This is a genomic window from Vagococcus fluvialis bH819, from assembly GCF_900163795.1.
GTDB lineage: Bacteria > Bacillota > Bacilli > Lactobacillales > Vagococcaceae > Vagococcus > Vagococcus fluvialis_A.
The window spans coordinates 73176-90213 of sequence record NZ_FWFD01000015.1; the positions used below are offsets into that span (position 1 = coordinate 73176).

Annotated in this window: 17 protein-coding genes and 1 riboswitch; of the genes, 15 read left to right on the top strand and 2 right to left on the bottom strand. The window is 33.7% G+C overall.

What is annotated here, in order from left to right; translation table 11 throughout:
• Nucleotides 1–22 precede the first annotated feature (22 nt).
• From FM121_RS09905 to FM121_RS09970, 14 genes are all read left to right on the top strand, one after another.
• The gene (locus FM121_RS09905; RefSeq protein ID WP_086952007.1) at nucleotides 23–394 is read left to right on the top strand and encodes a YxeA family protein; all 372 of its coding nucleotides are present in this window, start codon (nucleotides 23–25) and stop codon (nucleotides 392–394) included.
• Between the two features lie 154 nt (nucleotides 395–548).
• Nucleotides 549–878: an SdpI family protein gene (locus FM121_RS09910; protein ID WP_143597080.1), complete on the top strand. Its 330-nt coding sequence runs from the start codon at nucleotides 549–551 to the stop codon at nucleotides 876–878.
• Nucleotides 879–891: 13 nt separating this feature from the next.
• Nucleotides 892–1605, top strand: coding sequence for a hypothetical protein (locus tag FM121_RS09915; RefSeq protein WP_086952008.1), 714 nt, complete (start codon nucleotides 892–894; stop codon nucleotides 1603–1605).
• A 73-nt stretch (nucleotides 1606–1678) separates the two neighbouring features.
• Nucleotides 1679–2248: a glycerol-3-phosphate responsive antiterminator gene (locus FM121_RS09920; RefSeq protein WP_179203851.1), complete on the top strand. Its 570-nt coding sequence runs from the start codon at nucleotides 1679–1681 to the stop codon at nucleotides 2246–2248.
• A 143-nt stretch (nucleotides 2249–2391) separates the two neighbouring features.
• Nucleotides 2392–3837 carry an NAD(P)/FAD-dependent oxidoreductase gene (locus tag FM121_RS09925; RefSeq protein WP_086952010.1) on the top strand — a complete coding sequence of 482 codons (1446 nt, stop codon included), beginning with the start codon at nucleotides 2392–2394 and terminating at the stop codon, nucleotides 3835–3837.
• A complete protein-coding gene (locus tag FM121_RS09930) occupies nucleotides 3838–5094 on the top strand; it encodes an NAD(P)/FAD-dependent oxidoreductase (protein WP_086952011.1) in 1257 nt (418 codons plus the stop codon).
• Between the two features lie 3 nt (nucleotides 5095–5097).
• The gene (locus FM121_RS09935; RefSeq protein ID WP_086952012.1) at nucleotides 5098–5454 is read left to right on the top strand and encodes a DUF1667 domain-containing protein; all 357 of its coding nucleotides are present in this window, start codon (nucleotides 5098–5100) and stop codon (nucleotides 5452–5454) included.
• A 17-nt stretch (nucleotides 5455–5471) separates the two neighbouring features.
• Entirely contained in the window at nucleotides 5472–5921 is a 450-nt protein-coding gene (locus tag FM121_RS09940) for a flavodoxin domain-containing protein (protein WP_086952013.1), read from the top strand.
• A 36-nt stretch (nucleotides 5922–5957) separates the two neighbouring features.
• Nucleotides 5958–9494 carry a pyruvate:ferredoxin (flavodoxin) oxidoreductase gene (nifJ, locus tag FM121_RS09945; protein WP_086952014.1) on the top strand — a complete coding sequence of 1179 codons (3537 nt, stop codon included), beginning with the start codon at nucleotides 5958–5960 and terminating at the stop codon, nucleotides 9492–9494.
• Nucleotides 9495–9669: 175 nt separating this feature from the next.
• Nucleotides 9670–9850: riboswitch (cobalamin riboswitch) on the top strand.
• A 136-nt stretch (nucleotides 9851–9986) separates the two neighbouring features.
• On the top strand, nucleotides 9987–10937 hold the full coding sequence (locus FM121_RS09950; protein WP_086952015.1) for a methyltransferase domain-containing protein: 951 nt from the start codon (nucleotides 9987–9989) through the stop codon (nucleotides 10935–10937).
• The gene (locus FM121_RS09955) at nucleotides 10937–11923 is read left to right on the top strand and encodes an ABC transporter substrate-binding protein (RefSeq protein ID WP_086952016.1); all 987 of its coding nucleotides are present in this window, start codon (nucleotides 10937–10939) and stop codon (nucleotides 11921–11923) included. Before FM121_RS09950 ends, FM121_RS09955 begins: the two co-directional genes overlap by 1 nt.
• A gap of 20 nt (nucleotides 11924–11943) precedes the next feature.
• Entirely contained in the window at nucleotides 11944–12996 is a 1053-nt protein-coding gene (locus FM121_RS09960) for a FecCD family ABC transporter permease (protein WP_086952017.1), read from the top strand.
• A gap of 6 nt (nucleotides 12997–13002) precedes the next feature.
• Complete coding sequence (locus FM121_RS09965; RefSeq protein WP_086952018.1) at nucleotides 13003–13761, top strand: ABC transporter ATP-binding protein; 759 nt, start codon at nucleotides 13003–13005, stop codon at nucleotides 13759–13761.
• A 133-nt stretch (nucleotides 13762–13894) separates the two neighbouring features.
• The gene (locus FM121_RS09970; protein ID WP_086952019.1) at nucleotides 13895–14101 is read left to right on the top strand and encodes a hypothetical protein; all 207 of its coding nucleotides are present in this window, start codon (nucleotides 13895–13897) and stop codon (nucleotides 14099–14101) included.
• 98 nt (nucleotides 14102–14199) lie between these two features.
• Here the strand turns inward: FM121_RS09970 and FM121_RS09975 are convergent, their stop codons facing one another.
• A complete protein-coding gene (locus FM121_RS09975) occupies nucleotides 14200–15129 on the bottom strand; it encodes an SLAC1 family transporter (protein WP_086952020.1) in 930 nt (309 codons plus the stop codon).
• Nucleotides 15130–15134: 5 nt separating this feature from the next.
• Nucleotides 15135–15638 carry a C-GCAxxG-C-C family protein gene (locus tag FM121_RS09980; protein WP_086952021.1) on the bottom strand — a complete coding sequence of 168 codons (504 nt, stop codon included), beginning with the start codon at nucleotides 15636–15638 and terminating at the stop codon, nucleotides 15135–15137.
• A gap of 194 nt (nucleotides 15639–15832) precedes the next feature.
• Between FM121_RS09980 and FM121_RS09985 the strand changes: the two genes are divergently transcribed.
• Nucleotides 15833–17029: a serine hydrolase gene (locus FM121_RS09985; RefSeq protein ID WP_086952022.1), complete on the top strand. Its 1197-nt coding sequence runs from the start codon at nucleotides 15833–15835 to the stop codon at nucleotides 17027–17029.
• Nucleotides 17030–17038: the final 9 nt, after the last annotated feature.

The window sequence follows — 17038 nt, forward strand, 5'->3', positions numbered from 1 at the left end:
CAACTAAAGGAAGGTGAACAGGATGAAAAAAGTACCGATGAAATTAATTATTATTATTTCTAGTATTTTAGTTTTAAGTGGTGTAGGCTATTATTTTTACAATGATTATGCAGGTGGAACAGATTATTATGTTAAAGTAACTACTGATCCAATTAATAAAGAAAAAGCATTGGATGATAAAAATGTGGTACAGGGTGTTGTTTACACTTATGAAATGACTGGATATGATAAAGAGGCTAATGAAAAACTAATTGAATTTACTGTTCACAAAGAGCGTCCACTAAAGAAAAATGCCTATATCAAAATTTTAATGAACCCTAAAAGAGGTCCGTTAAGCTGGGAAGAAGTCAAAGAATCAGAGTTACCTGATCCAGTGAAGAAAAAATTAAATTAGAAAAGTAAAAGGTTTAAGGAACAGAAATGTCCTTAAATCTTTTTTTATCACCATATTACAGTTTTCTTTTAGATCAAGTGGATTATGAATAAGAAAAAGAACTATGGTAAAATAATTATAAATACAAAGTGTGATAAGTGAGGAGCGTATTTGTATGGTTTTGCTATTGATGTCGTTATTTCTTTATTTGTTTTCTCCACCACTTTATGAGTATCCTCAGAAAATTAACCGTTTTGAAGGATACCGAAGCAAGAAAGCGATGAAAAATCAAGAGAATTGGGAAAAAGCTCAAAAATTAATGATAACTGCCTATAAAAAAGCAAGAAAGGCGTTACTCGTTCTTGGAATTCTATTGATAATTACTGAATATCTGCTTTTTTTCGTATTTCATATTGATGTGCTATTTCTTTTAATAATGTTAGAAGGATTTATAGTGATTGGCACGTGTTTGTACGTTCATTTATATGTAGAAAAAAGAATTTGAGAGGTTAACGACGATGAAAAAAATAAGTTATATCTTATTCATTTTTTGTTTTTCACTAGTTGTTGTAGCATGTCAAAATGAGAATAATTCAGAGCCATCAAAAGATTCTGAAAAAATTGATAAGAAATCCCTGGATAGTATACTAGGAGCCTGGATGAGTGAGGACCGAATTATTTATACAGTTGATCAAGCAGATGAAAAACTACTTATTAATCATGAATTATACGAAATTATTAAGGCTAATGACAAGGTTATATCCATTCAAAAAATAGAAGAACCAATTATTTACTATACATTTAAGTTTGAAGAAGAAAAGGTCATGTTATTAGAGACGCATCAAGTAAAAAAAGGATATAGTGGTGGTGAAATGGCACCTCAAAAAGTCAAAAAAATTACTACTAAAAAAATTGACTATTTCGAAGACGTTTTCCAAGAAGAGATGAAAACGATGGTTAGTTTGTATGAACAGAGCGAACCGTTTTGTTTCCAAATAACGGAATATACCACAAAAGATAAGCCAGTCACCACTGAAATTAGCTTTAATCAACTAGAGGTGTCAGTATTAAAAGAATCAATAGTTGATAAAATCAGTTCTCAGAAAATGCTTAAAAGTCAGTATAAAAAAATGAGCATTGATGGCAAAGGGGTTATTATTTCAGAACCAATAGATGATGAATCAAAAAAACAAGGTGAGCTAAAAATCGTTTTCCCCCTAGTCATTAAATAATCTTTTATCTGATTTTAAGCTAAAGGTGATCATTTTTAGGTATAATGGCAGTAAGAGAAGAGGGGGATTTGTTGTGAAAGAAGCGAATATCTATGAACGACTCAGAAATAATCCGATTATTGCTGCGATTAAAGAAGAATCCGATTTGGATGAATTACTAAAATCAGAGGTGGAAGTGATTTTTGTTTTACAATCTTCTTTACTTACGATTAAAGAAATCTCACAAAAAATTGAAGCAAGTGGTAAAATTGGCTTTGTTCATTTAGGTTTAGTTAAGGGTTTGTCTGATGATGAGATTGGTTTAAAATACTTGAAGGAAAATACGGCTTTTTCTGGAATTATTGCGACAAAATGGCCTCAACTAGTCAGAGCACAAACATTAGGTTTTCTAACAGTCTACCGTATTTTTATGGTAGATTCCTTAGCATTTAATTCACTAAAGAAGTGTCAAAATAGTAAATTTCCTGATTTTATTGAAATAATGCCAAATCCTAATGGAAAAATTATTCAAGCTGTCAAAGAACAAATTAAGCGTCCTTTAATTGTCAGTGGTTTGATTACTGATAAGGACGATGTAATTAGTGCTTTAAAAAATGGCGCTTCAGCTATTTCCTCCACAAATAAAAATGTTTGGGAATTATAAAGAAAACGATTGCAAAACTTTGTGAATAAGTCTATACTTAAGTCAATAAAATAAACAGCTAGAGAAAAGAGCGCACTGAACCAACCATCACTAACGTGAGGTTGGTTCAGTGCGCTCTTTTACTTACCATTGGAGGGGAAAAAATGTACGATGTTATTATTATTGGAGCCGGCATTAGTGGTTCTTCCTTAGTGTATGAATTAAGTAAATATGATTTAAAAGTATGTGTGTTAGAAGCAGAAAATGATGTGGCGGTCAAGACAACAAAAGCCAATAGTGCTATTTTGCATGCAGGGTATGACCCAAAACCAGGCTCTTTAAATGCAAAACTTAATGTAGAAGGATCTGCATTAGCTAAAGAAATCTGTCGGAAATTAGATATTCCAAGAAAAGAATTAGGTTCCTTAGTTGTGGCCTTTTCAGAAGAGGATTTAGAAACGGTGAAAGAGTTACATCAACAAGGTGTTAAAAATGGTGTGCCAAATGTTCAGATCTTGTCAAAAGAAGAAACATTAGCCAAAGAACCCAATCTTAATCAAGAGATATACGGGGCTTTATATGCGCCAAGTGCTGCAGTGGTAAATCCATGGGAATATGCAATTGCTATGACAGAAGTAGCAATAATCAATGGGACAACATTTAAATTCAACCAAAAAGTGGAACAGATTGATTTTTTAGAAGATCATTATGAAATAATAACTAAAACAGAGACATTTGCAAGTAAATATGTCATCAATGCAGCAGGCGTTAATGCTGGTGAAATCCATGAACTTGTAGCTGAACCAACTTTTAAAACGATACCATGTCGTGGCGAATATTATTTACTCGATCTAGAAGAAACGGACACAGTTAATCATATTGTATTCCAATGCCCAACCAAAGTTGGAAAAGGAATTTTAGTGGCACCAACCACTCATGGTAATATTATTGTGGGACCAAATGCAGAAAATATTCCTGATGAATGGGTAAACACAGGGCAAGATGTTTCTAATACAGCATTAGGACTTAAAGAGGTGGCGATGGGTGCTAGAAAAAGTATTCCCACTATTAATCTAGCTAACTCTATTCGTAATTTTTCAGGCGTACGTGCGAATACAGACCGTTCTGATTTTATTATCGAAAAAGCAGCGCCTCAGTTTTATGATATGGCAGGAATTAAATCACCTGGCTTAACAGCAGCTCCGGCTAATTCACTTTATTTAATTAAGATGATGGCAAGTGATGGTTTAGAGTTAATTAAAAAAGAAAAGTATGTGGATGAACGTAAAAGAATTCATTTTAATGAAGCAAACATTGAAGAAAAACAACAATTAATTAAAGAAAATCCTGATTATGGACGTATTATCTGTCGTTGTGAAAATGTGACGGAAGCAGATATTAGAGAATCACTTCACCAAACGCTGCCAGCTCAATCAGTTGAAGGGGTAAAACGTCGGACGATTGCTGGAATGGGAAGATGCCAAGGTGGTTTTTGTGGTCCTCGAGTGGTAGAGATTATTGCTGAAGAGTTAAATATATCACCATTAGAAGTTGATTTGGATCGTTTTGATAGTCATATTTTAATTAGTCAATCCAAGGAGGTCTTGTAAATGTACGATTTAATAGTTGTTGGTGGTGGACCTGCTGGACTGGCTGCTGCGGTTAGTGCGTATGAAAAAGGATTAGAAAAAATATTAATCATTGAACGTGATGTTGAATTGGGTGGTATTTTAAATCAGTGTATTCATAACGGATTCGGTCTTCATTATTTTAAAGAAGAGTTAACTGGTCCAGAATATGCCGGTAAATTTATTGAAAAATTGAAAGAAACAACTGTCGAAGTTATGTTGGATACGATTGTTCTTGAAGTTACAGAAGAAAGACAAGTTCACATCATGAATAAAACACGAGGATATCAAATTCTTTCTGCCAAATCAATTGTGCTTGCCATGGGTTGCCGTGAGCGAACAAGAGGTGCGATTCAACTCCCAGGTGCCCGTCCTGCTGGAATTATGACAGCAGGAGCAGCACAACGTTATGTGAATATGGAAGGTTATATGGTTGGTAAAAAAGTAGTTATTCTTGGTTCAGGTGACATTGGTTTAATCATGGCTCGACGAATGACTCTGGAAGGTGCTGAAGTTCTAGCGTGTATTGAAGTGATGCCATATTCGGGAGGGTTGAATCGTAATATTGTTCAGTGTTTACATGATTTTGATATTCCCCTTTATTTATCACATAGCGTGATTGATATTAAAGGAAATGAGCGTTTAGAATCAATCACGATGGCAGAAATTGATCATGATCGGAATGTTATTCCAGGAACAGAACAAGAAATTGAATGTGATACGTTATTATTATCAGTTGGTTTAATCCCTGAAAATGAATTATCTCGAAAAGTTGGTATTGAGATGGATAAAAAAACAAAGGGAGCTTTAGTTTTTGAAAATCGTGAAACGTCCATTCCCGGAATTTTTGCTTGTGGGAATGTTCTTCATGTCCATGATTTAGTGGATCATGTAAGTGCTGAAAGTATGCTGGCAGGTGCTTCTGCGGCTGAATACGTTCAAAATTTAGCAAGTGATACTCATGATGAGGAAATGACCATTGTAAATGGCGAGGGCGTTTCTTACTGTTTACCTCAAAAAATAAGGAAAAACCAAGTAGATAAAAAAGTGGAGATTTATTTTAGAGTTAATCGAGTGATTGAACAATGTGAAGTCGTTGTTTCAAATCATGGTGAAGTTGTAACGACCTTTAAGAAAAAAGATTTAGCTCCTGGTGAGATGGAAACACTAAATTTAAGAAAGAAATTTTTTGATGCTGAAAGTATGACTGACTTAGAAATTTCGATAAGGGAGATGTAGAGGATGGCAGAATTAATTTGTATCGTTTGTCCCAAAGGTTGTCACTTGCATGTAGATGAAGAAAATGGCAATAAAGTAACAGGCAATGCTTGTCGAAAAGGGGCTATCTATGGTCAGCAAGAACTAACCAATCCTGTTCGAACGATTACATCGACATGTAAAATTGGTGAAGCAGTATTACCACGAGTTCCAGTAAAAACTGTAGAGGCGATTCCAAAGGGAAAAATGACAGATATTATGACAGAAATTAATAAAATTGAACTACATGCTCCTGTTTTTGTAGGAGATATTATCATCGAAAATGTTTCGGATACAGGTATTAACGTTGTCGCATGTAAAACAATGGAAAAAGTAAATTAATTATTGGAGGAAAAAACATGACATTAGTAAAAATAGCTTACACATCAAACACAGGAAATACAGAAGGCATTTCAGAATATTTAGAGGATGCTTTTGAAGACTTAGACATGGAAGTTGTACGAGAAGAAGCAGACGATATTGATGGAGATTACTTTGAGGATGCAGACATTGCAATTATTGCTACTTTTACAGATGGAGATGGAGAAATACCTTTTGGATTTGAAGATTTCTATGAAGAAGTAGCTGACCAAGAATTATCAGATAAATTATTTGCAGTAGTAGGTAGCGGAGACAGTGAATTATACCCAGATTTCTTTTGTAAAGCAGCTTTCTTATTTGAAGAAACATTAACTAAAACGGGTGCAACCAAAGCAGCTGATACCTTAACGATTGAAAATGATGCTGAGGGTGAAGATGTTGAGAAAATCAATGCGTTTGCCAAAGAAATAGTTGCAAAATTAGCCTAACGATTACAGTTAATACGAAAGAAAAGGGAGAGAAGAATGAAAAAAACAAAAACAATGGATGGTAATAGTGCAGCAGCTTACATCTCTTATGCTTTCACTGAAGTCGCTGCTATCTATCCAATTACGCCAAGCTCCACAATGGCTGAACTTGTGGATGATTGGTCTGCTAAAGGTAAAAAAAATATTTTCGGACAACCAGTCAAAGTAGTTGAGATGCAATCTGAAGCAGGAGCAGCTGGAACAGTTCATGGCTCTTTAAAAACAGGTGTTTTAACCTCTACTTATACAGCATCTCAAGGCTTACTTTTAATGATTCCTAACATGTATAAAATAGCAGGTGAGTTATTACCTACTGTTTTCCATGTAACAGCTCGTGCTATAGCAACGAATGCCTTAAGTATTTTTGGTGATCACAGCGATGTCATGGCAACGAGACAAACAGGTTATGCCATGATTGCTGAAGGTAGTGTTCAAGAGGTTATGGATTTATCTAGTGTGGCTCATTTAGCAAGTATCGAGGGTAGTTTACCTTTTGTTAACTTTTTTGATGGTTTTAGAACGAGTCATGAACTTCAAAAAATTGAAGTAATTGATTATGAGGACTTAAAACCATTAGTAGATCAAAAAGGATTAGCACATTTTAGAAATCGTGGCTTGAATCCTAATACGCCAACAGTTTCAGGAACAGCTCAAAATCCAGATATTTACTTTCAATCAAGAGAAACGGTGAATCAATACTATGATCGTTTGCCTGAAATTGTTCAAAAATATATGGGTGAAATCAATAAAATTAGAGGAACAGAGTATGATTTAACAACATATTACGGTGATCCTGAAGCAACAGAAGTAATTATTTCTATGGGATCAGCGACACCAACGATTAGACAGACAGTGGATTATTTAAACAAGCAAGGCAGAAAAGTGGGACATATTGCGATTCATTTATATCGTCCATTTCCTGCTGAGAACTTGCTTCAAAAATTACCTGATACAGTTCAAAAAATTGCTGTCTTAGACCGAACAAAAGAACCTGGATCAGATGGCGAGCCTCTTTTATTAGATGTACAAAGTGTCCTTTATCGTCATACCAATCGCCCGGTGGTAATTGGTGGACGTTATGGTATTGGCTCAAAAGATGTGACACCTAATCAAATTGTCTCAGTTTATGATCATTTATTATTAGAAGAAAAAGAAATGAAGATGCGTTTTACAATTGGGATTAATGACGATGCGACTCATTTGTCGTTACCAATGACAAAAATGTTAGATTTAACACCTAGTACGACTTTCCAAGCGAAGTTTTGGGGCTTTGGTTCTGATGGAACAGTTGGAGCAAACAAACAAGCTATTAAGATTATTGGAGATAACACTGATCGTTATGCTCAAGCCTATTTTGCTTATGATTCTAAAAAGTCAGGAGGTTTGACTGTCTCTCATTTACGCTTTGGTAAAGAGGAAATTAATTCAATTTACTTAGTGGAAAATCCTGATTTTGTAGGATGCCATAATGCGGCCTATATTCATAAATATGATTTAATTAAAGGCCTAAAAGACGGGGGAACTTTCTTACTGAATACGGTTTGGACAGAGGAAAAAGTCTTAAAATTATTACCTAAACATTTGAAAAAATATCTAGCAGAACATAATATTAATTTTTATATTATTAATGCGATGGATATTGCCAAAAGTGAAGGCTTAGGGCGTCGAATTAATACCGTTATGTCAACAGCTTTCTTTGAATTAACTGATTTAATGACGAGAGAAGAATATTTACCATTATTAAAAGAAGAAATTAAGAATGCATATGGAAAAAAATCTTCTTTAATTGTAGATAAAAACTGGGCAGTGATTGAAAAAACATTTGATGCTTTGAAGAAAATTGAGGTTCCTAAAGAATGGGCTAATCTTGAAATAATTGAAAGAGCAGAGAATACAGAGTTGCCATCATTTGTAAAAAATATTGTCCAACCAATTGAACGCCAAGAAGGAGATCAATTGTCTGTTAATGATTTAATTGATAATGGGATGCTAGGTGGAACAATTCCTTTAGGCACAGCTGCTTACGAGAAACGGGGAATCGCACTTGAGGTTCCTGAATGGCAAGCTGATGCCTGTACAATGTGTAATGAATGCGCCTTTGTTTGTCCTCATGCAGCAATTCGTCCCTTCTTATTGGATGAGAATGAAATGGCAGAAGTACCGGAAGGCTATATTACACGAGACTTTAAAGGTAAAGATGGATTGAATTATCGAATTCAAGTGTCAGTAGAGGATTGTACTGGCTGTGGTTTGTGTGTGGATGCATGTCCTGCTAAAGGGAAAGCACTTATTATGAAACCATACGAGGAACAGCTAGAAGAAGCTACTAATTGGGCATTTTCAATGACTTTAAAACAAAAAGAAACGAAATTCAAGAAAGAATCTGTGAAGGGCTCACAGTTTGAGCAACCATTACTTGAATTTTCTGGTGCGTGTTCAGGATGTGGAGAAACACCGTACATTAAACTTTTAACCCAATTATTTGGTGACCGTATGATGATTGCTAATACAACAGGTTGTTCATCTATTTGGGGTGCATCTGCACCAACAACGCCTTATACGACCAATCAGTTTGGACAAGGACCTGCTTGGAGTAACTCTTTATTTGAAGATAATGCTGAATTTGGTTTTGGAATGTATGTGGCTAACCAAGTGAAACGTCAAGTAGTTGTTGATAAGGTGAAAGAAGTATTAGCTAGTAATCAAGGTAGCCAAGAAACAAAAGAAGCATTATCTGATTGGCTTGAAAATTATGAAGAGGGTAATGGAACAAGACAACGTGCCACAATGCTTTCTAAAGCTTTGGAAGCAGAAACAGCAGTTATTTTCCAAGACTTGCTGAAGGAAGAAAATATGTTTGTTAAACCAAGCCAATGGTTAATTGGTGGTGATGGTTGGGCTTATGATATCGGTTTTGGTGGGATTGATCATGTCTTAGCTTCAGGGGAAGATATTAATATCTTTGTTATGGATAATGAGTTATACGCAAATACAGGTGGACAAACCTCTAAAGCAACTCAAAAATCTGCCATTGCTAAATTCTCAGCTTCAGGTAAGAAGACAACTAAAAAAGATTTAGGAATGATGGCGACCACTTATGGTAATGTATATGTGGCACAAATTTCGATTAATGCTCATCCGAATCAAGCCATAAAAGCGATTGCTGAAGCTGAAAGTTATCCTGGACCATCGTTAATTATTGGTTACACACCATGTATTAATCATGGGATTAAAGGTGGAATGAGTAATGCGTTAGTTAATGCTAAAGAAGCTGTTGATTCAGGGTATTGGCAGTTATATCGTTACGATCCACGTTTAGCTGATAAAGGTAAGGATCCTATGCGAGTGGACTTTAAAAAAGCTGATCTAGATAAAATTCCAGAATTTTTAGAAACACAAACTCGTTTTTCTTCACTAATAAATGTGACTCATGATCAAGGAGTGGTAGAAGAAATGTATGATAATACAAAACAAGATGTGGCAGAAAGAAATGAAAATTATCAACGATTAGCAAGTATGAAAAAAGATAAATAATCAGTAATAAAGATTACCAGCTGCCATACTCAGAAAAAATAATTTCTGGGTATGACAGCTGATTTTTTTGTAGTAGTTATTTTTCATTATAAGACATAGTTCACAAAATAAATGAAATTCATTAATACAACCATTTATGTGATATTGATAACATTTATCAATTACTCCTTGTCTTATCATTTTTATTTTGTTACGATAATCACGTGATAGCGTATGTGAAAAATGGGAATGAGGTGAGAACCCTCAGCAGCCCCTTTCTTCTGTATAATGGACGAAATCTCAATAGCCATCGAAAGAGAAGGCGAGAGAGTAGGATGAAATTGAGTCAGAATACCATTTTTACATAATCTTTTCGATAATTCGATTGGGGAATTGTCTTGTTTAAGGTTGCCTTTTTTGGGCTGCTTTTCACAAGGCGTTCTAGTTACTAGAATGTCTTTTTTTGTGTCTTAATTTATCTGAAAAACTAACTAAGAAAGGAGATTTAAGTGGATGCATAAGTATTTTTGTGATACTTGTCACTTTATTTATGATGAAGAATTAGGTGATGTAAAAAATGGAGTCCCACCAAAGACACCAATTAAAGAGCTAAGCGGCTCATTGTGTAACCGCTGTCAGATGAAAAATCTAAATCGTTACTCAATTATATTTTCAGACTATAAAAATTTAGAAGCTAAATATTATGGTATGTTTTCCGGTAAGTGGCATATTGATTATTTTTTAGATTATTTAAACCCATTACAAATGGAAAAAATGAAAATATTAGAAGTAGGAACAGGCTTAGGTAAAGTGGCGAATGCTTTAATTAATCGAGGGATAAACGTGACCGGAGTAGAGATGAGTTCAGAATTCGTTGATCAGTTAGAACATCAACAGTGGACAAAATCCCCTCTATTTAACTTGATTGCAGGGAATATTTTTTCAATGCCCATTAAAGAAAAATTTGATGTGATTGTGGTAGCAGATTCAACGTTTCAAGAATTAGTCTATCAAAAAAATGAAGCGGCTGTTTTAGCATTATTTGCACAGTTGGTGGAACCTAGTGGGGTAATTTGGCTTGAAACAATGACTGTTAATCAATCATTTCAAGTTAGTCGTAAAAAAAATATTGATTTGAAAAGAGCCATTCACCTTGAAAGCCAAATTAATGCATCGAAAAATAGTTTTACTTATCAACAAATATTCGAATTATTTTGTGAAGGGGTATCAAAAGAAAGAAACACAGTTAGTCGATCATTACCGACTATATTAAAAGAAAATCTCGAAGCCATATTACCAGATTCTTTAGAATTTGTTGATAATTTTGACTTCCCTAAACCTGGAAAAATCAAACCATCTGATCAAACATTAAATTACTGGACAGATGGTGGTTATCCTTTAGCAACATCTAACGAATTAGTAAAAAAAGAAATAATCATTTTAAAGAATAGAGGAGTTTTATAATGAAAAAGAAATTATTAGTTTTTTTAGCAGCGATGATTCTTGTTTTTACAGGATGTACTGCAAAAGATTCCAAAACTGAGACAACAAAGGATACAGCAAAATCTGCAGATAAATCTACAGTAATTACAACATATAATTATGAAAAAAAGGAAGTTGAACAAACATTCAAAAAAGTTCCTGAAAAAGTAGTGGCTGTTTATCAAAGCCCGATTGAAATCATGTTAGCGTTAGGCTTAGAAGATAAAATGGTAGTAGCGTCTCAATTAGATACAGATGTTAAACCTGAATTTAAAGAGGCTTTTGAAAAAATCAACTATTATAAACAAGCACCTAGTAAGGAAGAAGTATTAAGTTTAAATCCTGATTTTATCTTTAGTTGGTATTCATATTTTGGACCAGAAACATTAGGAGATGTAAACTTTTGGATGGACCGCAATACCAATACTTATATAGCACAAAATAGTGGTATAAAAACACCAAATACTTTAGAAAATGAATACGAAGATATTTTAAATATTGGTAAAATTTTTAATGTAGAAGATAAAGCTCAAAAAATGGTAGATGATATGAAAGCAGAAATCAAGAAATCAATTGAGTATTCTGAAGGTAAGGACAAAGTCTCAGCAGTTATTTTTGAAGTGAATAAAGATGGACAGTATCGTATTTATGGAGCAGACAGTATTGGTGGTGACATGGCACAACAAGTTGGTGCTGAGTTAGTTGCTGATAAAAATGGCAACATCACTAAAGAAGAATTAGTTAAATTGAATCCGGATGTTATTTTTAGCGTTTATTATGGTGAATCTATTGAAGAAAAACAAGCATTAACTTCAGTAATGGACAATGAGGCTTTACAAAGTATGGATGCCATTAAAAACAAACGTGTTTATCCGATGGTTTTAAGTAATGTTTATTCAACAGGTATTAGAACATTGGATGGCATTCAAGCTATTTCTGATGGATTATACCCAGAGTTAAATAAATAAAGCTTAAAGGTGATGAGTAAATGGAACAACTTCAACGTTCAAATTGGAAATTTAATGTAATTTTATTAGGAATGACAGGACTGTTAATCTTCTCAATTATTTATTCGATCACTTTAGGATCAGCTGATATCTCGATGAAAGAAGTCTATCAAATATTGTTTGCTAAGATAACGGGAAATCAAGAAGTATTACAAGAATTTGAGCAGGGATGGATTGATATTGTATGGCTAATCCGTTTACCACGAATTTTGCTTGCCGTTCTTGCTGGTATATCACTTTCTTTATCAGGCGCAGTTATGCAAGCTATTGTTAACAATCCATTAGCAGATCCTTATATTTTAGGGATTTCTTCTGGCGCTTCCCTAGGTGCGACTTTGGCTATTCTTTTAGGTGTTGGGATTTCTTTTGGGTCAAACTATGTTGGTATCTGTGCTTTTATAGGTGCTTTGAGTGTCTCCATTTTAGTGCTATTGTTTGGTCATTCAGCCAATCGCAGAGATGTTTCAAGGCTATTATTAGTTGGTGTGGCACTGAGTTCGTTATGTTCAGCTATATCAAGCATCATTGTTTTTGCGGCTAATAATCGAAATGGTATGATGACCTTAAATTTTTGGTTATTGGGCAGCCTTTCAGCGGCCAATTGGCAAATAGTAAACCTGTTAGCCCCTATTGTGTTAATAATCAGTTTGTTTTTTTGTTTTCAGTCACGTATTTTAAACGTCATGTTGGTTGGCGATGAAGCAGCTGTAACGCTTGGACAGGAAAATCATATGTACCGAATTATTTATATTATCTTAGCGGCGATTTTAATTGGTTTTATTGTTTACTCTTGTGGAATTATTGGTTTTGTTGGCTTGGTTGTTCCGCATATTGCGCGTTTACTTGTGGGAGTTAACCATAAAAAAATGATACCTGTTACGATTTTGATAGGTGGACTGTTTCTGTTGTGGGCTGATATTTTATCTAGAGTCATTATAAAGGGGATTGAAATTCCAATTGGCATCATCGTCTCTATTGTTGGAGCACCGTTCTTTCTTTATTTAGTTGTTCAAAGTTCTGGGGAAAGAAGGTAATACTGAATGAAGTATGATATTAATCATTTAAATGTTACTTTAAATAATAATTCTATTTTAAAGGAAATAACACTTCAACTTCCTGTTAATCATTTTATCGGTATCATTGGTCCTAATGGTAGTGGTAAAAGTACGCTTTTAAAAGTTCTTTATAAGGGGATAAGGGAGTATTCGGGAAAAGTTATTTTTTCAGGTAAAGATTTGAAAGAGTGGAAAATAAAAGATATTGCCAAAGAAAATGCTGTTGTGGCACAATTAAATGAAGTTAATTTTAATTTTACAGTATTGGATATTGTTTTGATGGGAAGAGAGCCACATAAAGAATGGTGGCAAATGACGGATCAAAAGGATATGGAATCAGCTTTAGATTCTTTAGAAAAAGTAGGCATGACTAAATTTAAAGACAGTTTCTTTTCTTACCTATCTGGTGGAGAAAAGCAACGTGTTATCCTTGCAAGAGCATTGGCGCAACAAGCAGATTGCCTTATTTTGGATGAACCAACCAATCACTTAGATGTGAAAAATCAATTAGAATTTTTAAGTTTAGTCCGAAATTTAAATTTAACCGTTATATCAGTGATTCATGATTTGAATCTTGCTGCTAATTATTGTGATCTTTTGTATGTGATGAAGGAAGGACAGGTTTGTTTATCAGGAACACCTGAAAAAGTATTGACGGTGGATAATATTAAAACTGTTTTTGAAGTAGATAGCTATGTCACACACGTAGACGAGCAACTTCAGATTTGTTACAAAATAAGTTGATTGTGTTTAAATCAAAAATAAACTAAATGACTAGCAATATAAATTCAAAAATTTTAAAAGCAATAATATTGAAGCTTTGATAAAAAAACGGTATATTTGATATGAATTTGTAGGGGATAAAAGGAGGAGTTTAATGTTCTTTTTTCAAAGCCAATTTTTGTTGAGTTTGTTTATTATTGCTATTATTTTAGTTGGTTTTACCTGTGTTATCATGAATTTAAATGTAAGAAGTCGTAAATTAAGTTTTAACAATCTTTTAAAGGTGATACTAGGGACGTTAATTGTAATTATCGGCTCGATATCTTTATGTTTCACGCTATTATTTGGATATAATATATAGAAATAGTTATGGCACAAATAAGAGTAATTAAAAAATGAGCTAAAAGACGTTTTTCTCCAGTCACAAGGAGGAAAGATAACAACTTTTAGCCCATTTTTTTATGTTTTACTAACTGAAAAAATAAAAGAGAGATATTTTGCTAAAATAGCAAATACTATGAAAATAGCTATTAATAACGAAAGATAGCTAATTATTAAACCAAATATTTTCAAAAATGGATAGAGAGTTATTAAATAAGCACTCGATACTTTGATAGCAGTGGCACTAATAACCATTGGGAAAGTGAGTGCTGCTTGAGCAGGTGAAAAATCCGCTTTTAGAAAAGTTATTATGTTACTTAAAACCCAAAGGTAAAAAACTAACATCAAAATAATTTGCAAAAAAATTAAACCGGCTTGTTTATTTTGAATAACGGAAAAATAACCAACTAAATTAAGTGCGACTGGTGCTGAAAAAATAGCAAGCGTTGCTTGTAATGGTTTTGGAATCGGCAATAAATGAGATCTTCTTATTATGATTGGCAATAGAATAATAAAAGAAATAAAACCAAAGCCTAAGATAATTTTAGCAACAAAAATCAATATCGGTAGTTTGAATAAAGGCGCTGTGATTGCTGAAGCAACAAGCCCAACATAAACGACAAACCATGAGGGAAGCACGAAAGAAAGCTTTTTTTTCATAGCAAATGTAGCAGTAAAATATAGAATGAATAGAATATGCCCAACAGTTGCTAATCCCCATAGTACAAGTGCTAAAGTTGTATTCCATTGAATTATTTGCTTAGTTAAAAGTGCTATTCCCATAAAAAAGGTGGGAAACGTAGCAGCAATAGTAACTTGACTTAACTGAGACTTAACTTCTTTTGGATCAATGAAAATTTTAAAAAAAACAGCAATTAAAATGACCATACTTAGAAAAGTAAAAATAGACTTAAAAAAGAAAGTATCATCCAATAGGTTCGCAAGTCCTGCAAAACTTAATCCAACTGCCGATACTGGTAGTGGTAGCTTTATTAAGAGTTGTTTCATAGTTTTTATGACTCCATTTCTACACGTGGTTCAATTTTTGGTGCTGTTTTTGGATCAAGTTTACCTCGTTCAATTAATTCATTAACAACCCAAACAGCAACATTACCGGTGATTGCGATGCAATGTTGTCTACGTCCTTCAGATTTAAATTCATCTCCTTGCCATTTCCTAGTAATAACACGACAGCAACAAGAACGATATTCTTCTTTGATATAATCATGTAATCCTTTTGAAATTTCGAACATTTCGGGATCCATGGGTTCACCACGTTTGCGGCCATAGACCATACCTAATCCAATTTGACCACCAGAAACAGCACCACATAGACATTGAGCTTTACCCATACCAATTGGGAATCCAGATGCTAAACGAACCACATCATCATCATAAGGTTTTCCTAAAACATCATTGATTGTTTCAACAACAGCTTCTGAACAATAATAAGTGCCAGATCTAAAATATTCTTCAGCCACATCTCTTACCATTTCTAGGTATTCCTCTTTTTCCATTCTACTCATCCTCCTACTTTTTATAAGTTCATGATATCACAATCTTTTTCGATAAAAACACTTACTTACTGATTTCTAAGAAAAAAAGCGGAATTATCATTGTGATTTTGTCTATTTAACTAGAAATAATCCTATGATATACTAAAAACATAGGGAGTTTGAATTAATGTAAAAGGATAGAAAGTAGGGAGTAAGTGAAGAAAAAAGTAGTCGTGTTGTTAGTGTTGGTTATTATGTTAATTATTGTTTCAGGTTTATCTATAAAAAAAATAAAAGCTGCAAAAGAGATTAAAGCAGAAAATATAGTAAGCAAGGATAAAGAACAATCATTAGTCAAAACAGAAGCTTCATCAGAAACTAAAAAAGAAGTGGTTTCTAAACAAAAATCAATATTTGAAGAAGAAATGGTAGTGACCAAAGAGATATATCCTAGGAAAAAAGTCGACGGCTCTGAAATAAGTGAAGATGTTATGCCAATAGGGACAGTTGTCTCTGTTAAAGCAGTACCAAGTGATGATAAATGGGTCGAAGTTATTAGTGATCCTAAAAAAGGCTATATTGAAAAGGATATCCTTGAGTTTCGGGAAAAATATATTTCAGAAAGAGAACAGTCACGTAAAAAAGAATTATCCCCAGCTGAATTTAAAGAGTCGTTGGATGAGGCGTTAGTTGATTTTAAACAAAAAAATGGTGGAGATATTACAATCTATGTAGAAACAGTAGATCATGACTTTATCTATAATTCTTATGCAGATGAAGTTCGTCGAACAGCAAGTAGTATTAAGTTAGCTTTCATTTCTTATGTGATGACCCTGGTTGATGATAAAAAAGTCGATTTAGACACAAAATTAACTTATACAGCTAATTATAAAATGGGTGGAACTGGTATTATTCAGTTTGAACCAATAGGAACAGAATATTCGATTAAAGAGTTGGCTGAGCTTACAATCCGCTATAGTGATAATGTTGCTTATACGATGTTAGTTAATTATATTGGTGAGCCTCAGTTCATTCAATTTTTATCAGAATTAGATCCGAATTCACCCAATAATCGCTATTTTTCAACGGCACATATCTTAACGAAATCGATGAATTATGTTTATGACCGTAAAGACAAAAGTGAGAATATAAAACTTATTTATGATTGGATGCAAGACAGTACATTTGATGACGGTGTTGCTGTAGGTCTTCCAGGAGTTGATGTGGTTCATAAAACAGGTTGGATGCCCATGTACATGGTGAGTAATGACATCTCCCTTGTTAAAGATAAAAAAACCCCTTATTATCTAACGATTATGACAGGTGGCTATGGGGAAGATTATAGTGAAAAATCGATCGGTGATTTAGCAAAAATTGTAGATAAGCATATGTTGAGATTAGATTATAAATAAAAAGCAGTA

Coding starts and splice junctions, on each gene's coding strand:
- FM121_RS09905 (WP_086952007.1), top strand. CDS start 23: ATGAAAAAAGTACCGATGAAATTAATTATTATTATTTCTAGTATTTTA.
- FM121_RS09910 (WP_143597080.1), top strand. CDS start 549: ATGGTTTTGCTATTGATGTCGTTATTTCTTTATTTGTTTTCTCCACCA.
- FM121_RS09915 (WP_086952008.1), top strand. CDS start 892: ATGAAAAAAATAAGTTATATCTTATTCATTTTTTGTTTTTCACTAGTT.
- FM121_RS09925 (WP_086952010.1), top strand. CDS start 2,392: ATGTACGATGTTATTATTATTGGAGCCGGCATTAGTGGTTCTTCCTTA.
- FM121_RS09930 (WP_086952011.1), top strand. CDS start 3,838: ATGTACGATTTAATAGTTGTTGGTGGTGGACCTGCTGGACTGGCTGCT.
- FM121_RS09935 (WP_086952012.1), top strand. CDS start 5,098: ATGGCAGAATTAATTTGTATCGTTTGTCCCAAAGGTTGTCACTTGCAT.
- FM121_RS09940 (WP_086952013.1), top strand. CDS start 5,472: ATGACATTAGTAAAAATAGCTTACACATCAAACACAGGAAATACAGAA.
- nifJ (WP_086952014.1), top strand. CDS start 5,958: ATGAAAAAAACAAAAACAATGGATGGTAATAGTGCAGCAGCTTACATC.
- FM121_RS09950 (WP_086952015.1), top strand. CDS start 9,987: ATGCATAAGTATTTTTGTGATACTTGTCACTTTATTTATGATGAAGAA.
- FM121_RS09955 (WP_086952016.1), top strand. CDS start 10,937: ATGAAAAAGAAATTATTAGTTTTTTTAGCAGCGATGATTCTTGTTTTT.
- FM121_RS09960 (WP_086952017.1), top strand. CDS start 11,944: ATGGAACAACTTCAACGTTCAAATTGGAAATTTAATGTAATTTTATTA.
- FM121_RS09965 (WP_086952018.1), top strand. CDS start 13,003: ATGAAGTATGATATTAATCATTTAAATGTTACTTTAAATAATAATTCT.
- FM121_RS09970 (WP_086952019.1), top strand. CDS start 13,895: ATGTTCTTTTTTCAAAGCCAATTTTTGTTGAGTTTGTTTATTATTGCT.
- FM121_RS09975 (WP_086952020.1), bottom strand. CDS start 15,129: ATGAAACAACTCTTAATAAAGCTACCACTACCAGTATCGGCAGTTGGA.
- FM121_RS09980 (WP_086952021.1), bottom strand. CDS start 15,638: ATGGAAAAAGAGGAATACCTAGAAATGGTAAGAGATGTGGCTGAAGAA.